Annotated in this window: 8 protein-coding genes and 2 pseudogenes; 7 read left to right on the forward strand and 3 right to left on the reverse strand. The window is 68.6% G+C overall.

Going from position 1 to position 7,623, the window contains the following annotated elements; genetic code table 11:
* The first annotated feature begins 188 nt into the window (after window positions 1–188).
* The 7 genes and pseudogenes from MBEBAB_RS14140 to MBEBAB_RS14165 all read left to right on the forward strand — a co-directional run bounded on the left by MBEBAB_RS14140 (window position 189) and on the right by MBEBAB_RS14165 (window position 5,068).
* Window positions 189–941, forward strand: a complete 753-nt coding sequence (locus tag MBEBAB_RS14140; RefSeq protein ID WP_021698669.1) for a competence/damage-inducible protein A — start codon at window positions 189–191, stop codon at window positions 939–941.
* Between the two features lie 28 nt (window positions 942–969).
* On the forward strand, window positions 970–2,244 hold the full coding sequence (locus MBEBAB_RS14145; RefSeq protein ID WP_021698670.1) for a DUF418 domain-containing protein: 1,275 nt from the start codon (window positions 970–972) through the stop codon (window positions 2,242–2,244).
* 172 nt (window positions 2,245–2,416) lie between these two features.
* Window positions 2,417–2,746, forward strand: coding sequence for an AtpZ/AtpI family protein (locus tag MBEBAB_RS14150; RefSeq protein WP_021698671.1), 330 nt, complete (start codon window positions 2,417–2,419; stop codon window positions 2,744–2,746).
* A 52-nt stretch (window positions 2,747–2,798) separates the two neighbouring features.
* Window positions 2,799–3,581: a F0F1 ATP synthase subunit A gene (locus MBEBAB_RS14155; protein WP_021698672.1), complete on the forward strand. Its 783-nt coding sequence runs from the start codon at window positions 2,799–2,801 to the stop codon at window positions 3,579–3,581.
* 89 nt (window positions 3,582–3,670) lie between these two features.
* Window positions 3,671–3,842, forward strand: a pseudogene (locus tag MBEBAB_RS15895) (F0F1 ATP synthase subunit C).
* Window positions 3,843–3,923: 81 nt separating this feature from the next.
* Window positions 3,924–4,553, forward strand: coding sequence for a F0F1 ATP synthase subunit B family protein (locus tag MBEBAB_RS14160; RefSeq protein WP_021698673.1), 630 nt, complete (start codon window positions 3,924–3,926; stop codon window positions 4,551–4,553).
* Window positions 4,553–5,068 (forward strand): F0F1 ATP synthase subunit B, encoded by a 516-nt coding sequence (locus MBEBAB_RS14165; protein ID WP_021698674.1) that lies wholly within the window; start codon window positions 4,553–4,555, stop codon window positions 5,066–5,068. Before MBEBAB_RS14160 ends, MBEBAB_RS14165 begins: the two co-directional genes overlap by 1 nt.
* Before the next feature lie 77 nt (window positions 5,069–5,145).
* Here MBEBAB_RS14165 and MBEBAB_RS14170 read toward each other — a convergent pair whose 3' ends face one another.
* The 3 genes and pseudogenes from MBEBAB_RS14170 to MBEBAB_RS14180 all read right to left on the reverse strand — a co-directional run.
* A complete protein-coding gene (locus MBEBAB_RS14170) occupies window positions 5,146–5,637 on the reverse strand; it encodes a DUF6789 family protein (protein WP_021698675.1) in 492 nt (163 codons plus the stop codon).
* Window positions 5,638–5,802: 165 nt separating this feature from the next.
* Window positions 5,803–6,231 (reverse strand): hypothetical protein, encoded by a 429-nt coding sequence (locus MBEBAB_RS14175; protein ID WP_306302043.1) that lies wholly within the window; start codon window positions 6,229–6,231, stop codon window positions 5,803–5,805.
* Window positions 6,232–6,592: 361 nt separating this feature from the next.
* Window positions 6,593–7,623, reverse strand: a pseudogene (locus MBEBAB_RS14180) (chromosome segregation protein SMC); the annotation flags it as partial.

The raw sequence follows: 7,623 nt of genomic DNA on the forward strand, positions 1-7,623 counted from the left end.
CTCCCATTGGGAGAAGGGGGAACCCGCGCACCGGAGCGCAGCGGAGGTTCTTGCGCGGGGGATGAGGGTCGGGTGGATGATGCCGAAAGACCGGACCCTCACCCTGTGCGCGAAGGAGCGGTCTGCTTCGCATACCGCTGCGCACAGCCCTCTCCCACCGGGAGAGGGATCAGCGTATTCACCGTCCCATGACCACGCAAAACCCCACCGCCGCCGTGCTCGTCATCGGCGATGAAATCCTGTCCGGCCGGACGAAGGACACCAACACCAACACCATCGCCCGCTTTCTGACGGCCATGGGCATCGACCTGATGGAGGCGCGGGTGGTGGGGGACCGGCCCGAGCAGATCATGGAGGCGCTGAACGCCCTGCGCGCCGGCCACGACTATGTCTTCACCACCGGCGGCATCGGCCCCACCCATGACGACATCACCGCCGACTGCGTGGCCCAGGCGTTCGGGGTGCCCCTGCCCGAGCATCCCGAGGCCGTGGCGATTCTCGAGCGGCGCTACGGCGACGACTTCAACGCCGCTCGGCGACGCATGGCGCGCATCCCTGTCGGGGCCAGCCTGATCGCCAACCCCGTCACCGAGGCCCCGGGCTTCCAGCTGGGCAATGTCTTCGTCATGGCCGGGGTGCCGGCGATCATGCAGGGCATGCTGCAGGACGTGGCGCCGCGCCTGAAGACCGGCGCGGTGGTTCATTCCGGGACACTGAAGGTGTCGGGGGTGGGCGAGGGGACTGTGGCCGAGATCCTGGCCGAGGCGGCGCGGACGAATCGGGCGCTGTCCTTTGGCAGCTACCCCTTTGGCGCGGGGACCCAAGGCGAGTTCGGGACCAATCTGGTTGTGCGGGGGCAGGACGTATCGGCCGTCGCCGCCGCGGTTCAGGACTTGCAGTGGACCCTGATCGAAGCGGGCGTGAGCGTCACGCCGCTCTAGGAGTCGCCGGTCCGTCCGGCGCGGCCGGATGAACGGACGAGCGATCAATCCCACCGCCGAGACCGAGCGGTTCGAGGTTCTGGACCTGCTGCGCGGGTTCGCCCTGTGCGGCATCCTGCTGGCCAATATCGTGGCCATGGGCCAGCCGTGGTCGCGGGCTTATCCCGCCTTTCCCGCCCAGCTGACCAATCCCGACTGGGCCGCCTGGACGCTGCAGGCCCTGTTCGTGGAGGGCTCCATGCGCGCCCTGTTCACCCTGCTGTTCGGGGCGGGCGTGGTGCTGCTGACCGCTTGGGGATCGCGGGCCGACCGGCCGGGGACGGCGGACGTCCACTTTCGCCGCGCCATGCTGCTGATGGCCCTGGGCATCGGCAACGCTGCGGTGCTGCTGTGGCCCGGGGATATTCTGTACATCTACGGCGTCGCGGCCCTGTTCCTGTTCGTGTTCAGGAAGCTGGACGGCCGGGTTCTGCTGGGTGTGTCCCTGGCCCTGATCGCCCTGTTTTCGCTAGCCGACGCCCTGGGCGACTGGCGCGCCGCCGCCGCCCTGACCGCCGATCCCGCCGCCCACGCCGCCGCCATCGCCGCCCTGACGCCGTCCGCTGAAGCCCTCAACGCCGAGGCGGCGGTGCGCGCGTCCGGCAGCTATCCCGCCATCGCCCTGTGGAGCGCCGGCGCCTTCGCCGACTGGGCCCTGGCCAAGGGGGCGGTGCTGTCGGTGGGCCGCACGGTGGCCTTCATGATGCTGGGCATGGGGCTGTTCAAACTGGGCGTCATGACCGGTGCGCGGTCCCTGCGGTTCTATCTGCGGCTGGCCGTCTTGGGCGTCGCGGGTGGACTGGCGATCAATGTCTGGGAGACCGCGACCCTGTGGCGGTCCGGATTCGATCCCGCTGTCTGGACCCCCGCCCTGACCGGCGAGGTCGGGCGGCTGATGCTGGCGCTGGGCTATCTCGGCGCCGTCATCGCCGCATGGAAGGCCAATGCCCTGGGCCTGATCGGCGCCGGCCTGGAGCGCATGGGCCGCATGGCCATGACCAACTATCTGGGCCAGTCCCTGATCTGCGCGGTGCTGTTCTACGGATTCGGCCTCTACGACCGGCTGGGCTGGTGGCCCCTTTGGGGTCTGGCGGCGGCCGTCTGGGTCGCCCAGGCCCTGTTCAGCACCGCCTGGCTCAGCCTGTTCCGCATGGGCCCGGCGGAGTGGGCGTTCCGCGCCGTGGCCTACTGGACCGTTCCGCCCCTGCTTCGCCCGCGCAGGCCCCGTTCGGACGCCGTCGCCGAGCCTGCGCCCAGCCGGTGAGTCCGGGCGCTGGAAATAGGCAATAAAATCATTGGCTTGACATTCTGTCGCGCCGCCTTGACCGAACGCCGCGCCCTCTATAGGTTCCGCGCCGAATTCAGACCCGCGTCGGCGCCCCGCCGACCTGCTGAGCGCCAGGCCGATGCCTCCTGAACAGGAAACACGCGACGAGGTGATCAAACGCCTCAACGTCGAGGCCGAATCGCTTCAGGCCCGCGCTACGCCCAAGCCGCCGGAGTATGGCGGCGCGGCGGTGGGCTACGGTTACCGGCTGATGGCCGAGATGATCGGCGGCGTGCTGGTGGGGCTGGCTCTTGGGTGGGGTTTCGACCTTCTGGTCGGCTCCGCGCCGTGGGGAATGATCGTCGGGGTCCTTGTGGGCTTCGGCGTGTCGATCTGGATGGCGGTGACATCCGCCAAGAAGTTGAGCGCCCGCGCTCTGAAGGAATTCGGTCCCCCCCGGGACCTTCCGGATGAGCCGGACGAGGACGACGACCGCTGACCGTTCCGCCCCGTTGGGCGGTTCGGCGTTTTGACTTGGGAGAGCCGGCGGCATGGCCGATCCGATGCATCAGTTCGAGGTCCACAAGGTCGTGGACATCCCGCCGGTTAACGTGCCGGGCCTGGGGCTGATTGATATCTCCATCACCAATTCCTCCCTGGCCATGATGGTGGCCTTCGGACTGGTCGTGCTGTTCTTCTCTGTCGTGACCGCGTCGCCCAAGGTGGTGCCCGGCCGCCTGCAGGTGGTGGGCGAAGGCATGTTCAGCTTCATCGACGACCTCGCCACCGGCGTGATCGGACCCGAGGGGCGCTCGTTCTTCCCCTACATCTTCACCCTGTTCATCTTCATCCTGGCCATGAACATGCTCGGCATGTTCACGGTGTTCACCGCCACCGCCCAGCTTGCGGTCGGCCTGACCTTCGCCCTGATGACCTTCGCCCTGGTGATCGTCGTGGGCCTGGTCCGGAACGGCCTGGGCTTCTTCAAGCTGTTTCTGCCCTCGGGCGTGCCGTGGTATCTGTGGATCCTGGTGATCCCGATCGAGATCATTTCGTTCTTCCTGCGCCCGGTGACCCTGTCGCTTCGTCTGTTCGGCAACATGCTGGGCGGTCACGTGGCCATGAAGGTCTTCGCCGGTTTCATCGTCTCGCTCAGCGCCCTGGCGGCCGCTGGCGGGGTGGCGTACCTGGCCTATGTCGCCGCTTTCCTGGCCTTCGGGGGCGTTCTGGCCCTGACGGCGCTGGAGTTCCTGGTGGCCTTCCTGCAGGCCTTCGTTTTCGCCGTCCTGACCTGCGTCTATCTGAACGACGCGGTTCACGCCGGACACCACTAGCCCCTCTTCTTCAATCGCTTCTCTTAAAGGACTGAAATCATGGAGCTGAAGCTGCTAAGTACATCGGCGCCGGTCTGGCGACCCTGGGCATGATCGGCGCCGGCATCGGCGTGGGAACGATCTTCTCGGGCTTCCTGCAGGGCGCCCTGCGCAACCCGTCGCCGCCGGCGGCCAGTTCACCAACCTGGTTCTGGCTTCGCCCTGACCGAGGCCCTGGGCATCCTGGCCTTCGTGCTCGGCCTGCTGATCCTCTTCAGCTAAGCCCTGACGAATCGTGCGGGCGGCGGTGGTCCATGCCGGGCCGCGCCGCCCGTTCGCCTTATCTGAACAACCGGACTGATCATGGCCGCCCAATCCAGCGACGCCCCTCCGACCCAGGACATCCTGCCGGAAACCGCCGCCGCCATCCGTGATGGCGAGGTCGCGCCTGCCGCGACCGACACCGCCTATACGGAAGCCGGCGTCGAGCACGCCTCCGAAGGCGGTCTGCCCCAGTTCGACACCCAATGGTGGGCCGGCCAGATCTTCTGGCTGCTGATCCTGTTCGCCATTCTCTATGTGCTGATGGCCAAGGTCTTCCTGCCCCGCCTGCGCGGCGTCAAGGACGAGCGGGTCGCCACCATCGCCGGCGCCGTCGAGGCCGCCCGTCAGGTACAGGCCGAGGCCGCTGGACAGGCCGAAGCCGCCAAGGCCGAAGTCGAACAGGCCCGCTCCACGTCCCGGGCCACGGCCGCCGCGGCCAAGGCCCGCGTGACCGAAGAGGCCAACCGTCGCGCCGCCGAAGAGGAAGCCGTCGTCAACGCGCGCATCGCCGAGGCTGAAACCGCCATCGGCAAGACCCGCGACGCCGCCATGGGCCGCGTGGCCGAGATCGCCGTCGACACCGCCCAGGCTCTGGTCGAGCGCCTGACCGGCAAGGTCGCCACGGCCACCGAGGCCAAGGCCGCCGTCAAGTCCGAAGGAGCCGCCTGATGCCCGCATTCTTCACCCCCTATTTCTGGAGTCTGTCCAGCGCCGACTTCTGGGTTGGAGCGGGCCTGCTCGGGTTTTTCCTCATTCTGGTCCTGGCCAAGGTTCCCCAGGCCATCGCCGGCCGCCTGGACGGCGCGGCTCTGAAGATCCAGTCCGAGCTGGACGAGGCCGCGCGGCTGCGCGCCGAGGCCGAGGCCCTGCTGGTCCAGATCCGTCAGGAGAAGGCCGAGGCCGAGGCCCAGGCCGCCGAGATGCTGGCCGCCGCCGAGTCTGACGCCAGGCGCATGGAGGTCGAGGCTCGCGCCCGCCTCGAGGAATCCCTGGCCCGCCGTGAAGCCATGGCCGAGCGCAAGATCGCCCAGGCCGAGGCCCAGGCCACCGCCGAGGTGAAGGCCGCCGCCGTCGAACTGGCCGCCGCCGCCGCCGAGCGCATCCTGGCCGACCGTCTGGCCGCGTCCTCGACCGACCCCCTGGCCGACCAGGCCATCGCCCAGATCGGTCCGCGCCTGAACTGATCGGCGCCGTTTCCCGAATCAAAAGGCCCCGCCAGTCGCCTGGCGGGGCCTTTCTTCGTTTCAGCCTCTGCGGACCGTCAGTGCGCCGGCTGGGCGCCGGCCATCTCCCGGGCGTGGCGCTTCTCGCGCTGGACCAGCGTGCCGTAGATCGAGCCCATGGCGATTCCGAAGACGATGTGGGTGAAGATCAGCCAGATCAGGGTCGAGAAGCCAGCCGCCATGGCGAACATGCCGATCCCGGCCATCGGCGCGACCGTCAGGGACATCAGGATGAAGGCGCCCACGGCGAACAGGATTCCCTTGGTCGCCGGCGTGTCGGTCGGCATGCGCGGGCACAGGATCCCGAACGCGGGGCCCAGGATCAGGGTGCCGGACACGAAGTGGATGGCCCAACCGACCAGATAGCTGCCCTGCATGCCCACCATGGCCGCCAGGATGAGCGGAAAGATCCGCACCTCCGCGAGCGCCCCGGTGGACTGGGTGAGATAGAATTTTCCGACTTCCAGGATCGCCACCACGGCGGTGGCCGCGAACCCGGCGATCATGCCTTTTTGAATGCGTGACATCATGATGGGGGCTCCTCCCAAAGCCATTTTTGTTCCCCACGACGCACACAGCATACGCCGATGTGCGACCTTGCGTCGCACATGACGATCACGATTTCGTGCGCAGGGGGAAATCAACCGCGCGAGACAAGCGCAGTTCGGCCGGCTTTCGCGGCGAATTGTGGAGGATCAGGCCCTGGAGGCGCGGCGGAACGACGCCCGGAAAGAGCGGCGCGTGCGCGACAGGACCCGCTTGCCGCGCTTCAGCAGCAGCCGCTCCATGCGCAAAGCTTGCTGCCAGAACACCGGCGCGAACTCGGGACGGCGGCGCATCAGCCGGCGGAACGGATAGAAATACTTGGGCCGGGCGTGCTGGGCGCGGATGAACTGGCGCTTGGCCCAGTAGGAGTTGCGCAGGATCACCACCATCCCGACCACCGAAATCGGCAGGCCGAACGGGCCGGGCAGGGGCGCGATCACGATGCCCAGCAGCACCAGAAACCCGCCCAGGACCATCAGGGCCAGGCGCGCGATTCGTCGCATGAGTCCCTTCAACACCCCACGGCCGACGGGGCGCGCCGAAGCGGCTTGGGTCCCGATGGCCAGAGTTTGGGTCATGGAAGGGCGTGGCTCCAGAGATACAGGGATGCTCGAGGAACGCACGAGCGATTGCTTGGCTGCATGAATGAGGTGGGGAGGCCCGCCTGCGCGATCAACCTGCCACACCTTGCTTTACAAAGGTTTCATGCGGCCTATTTGCGGCGCGCCGATGACTCTTGAGTAACCCTCTGCCGAAACAGGCTGCCTGTGGCGCGAACAGCACGTTTCAGCGCCGGTCGGCGCTTGGGAAATCCCGCTCCTTCAGGGGGGGGGTAGACTGACCGCCCGGGCGGCTCCGGGTCCGCCGCGCACCAGGGGGATTTCAGACGATTCAGACCCTGTTTTTTTTGTCGCCGGAGTCTGAATTCAGGCGGCCCGCTCAGGCCGCGATGATCTGCTCGGCCTGCTTCAGGTCGACGCTGACCAGCTGGCTGACCCCGCGCTCGGGCATGGTGACGCCATACAGGCGGTCCATCCGGCTCATGGTCACCGGATTGTGGGTGATGACGATGAAGCGGGTGTTGGTGCGGTTGCGCATCTCGTCCAGCATCCGGCAGAAGCGGTCCACATTGGCGTCGTCCAGCGGGGCGTCCACCTCGTCCAGCACGCAGACGGGCGCCGGATTGGCCAGGAACACGGCGAAGATCAGGGCGGCGGCGGTCAGGGCCTGCTCGCCGCCGGACATCAGGCTCATGACCGACAGCCGCTTACCGGGCGGGCAGGCGTAGATCTCCAGCCCGGCCTCCAGCGGGTCGTCGGACTCCACCAGCTTCAGCTCGGCCTGCCCCCCGCCGAACAGGGCCTCGAACAGGCTTTTGAAGTTGTCGTTGATGATGTCGAACGCGGCCAGCAGACGTTCGCGGCCCTCGGCGTTCAGCTCGTCGATGCCGCCGCGCAGCTTGGCGATGGCGCTGGTCAGGTCCTCGCGCTCCTCGCGCATGGCGGTCAGGCGCTCGCCGTACTCGGCCGCCTCGTCCTCGGCGCGCAGATTGACCGCGCCCAGGGCCTCGCGCTCGCGCTCCAGCCCGTACAGCAGGGACTCGGCCCCCGCCGCGTCCGGCGGCCGGGCGATGGCGTCGTCGGTCAGACGCTTGCCCAGGTCCTCGGGCGACATCTGGGCGGTCTCGCGCAGGATGCGGTCGGCGTCGTCCAGCCGCAGGGCGGCGGCCTCGGCGTGGGCGGACAGGCCCGCGCGGCGCTCGCGGGCGGCGGAGGCGGCACTCTCGGCGGCGCGGGCGGCGCGGTCGGCCTCCTGGGCCGCGCCCTCGGCCGTGCTCATGGCGTCGGCGGCGGCGGCGCGGCGGGTCTCGGCGGCGGCGAGGGTGTCCAGCAGCCCGGCCCGCTGGGTCTCCAGAGCCTCCGGCTTGGCCCTGGCGAGGGCGAGGGCGGCTGCGGCGCGTTCGGCCTCGG

This window comes from Brevundimonas abyssalis TAR-001 (genome assembly GCF_000466985.1).
GTDB lineage: Bacteria > Pseudomonadota > Alphaproteobacteria > Caulobacterales > Caulobacteraceae > Brevundimonas > Brevundimonas abyssalis.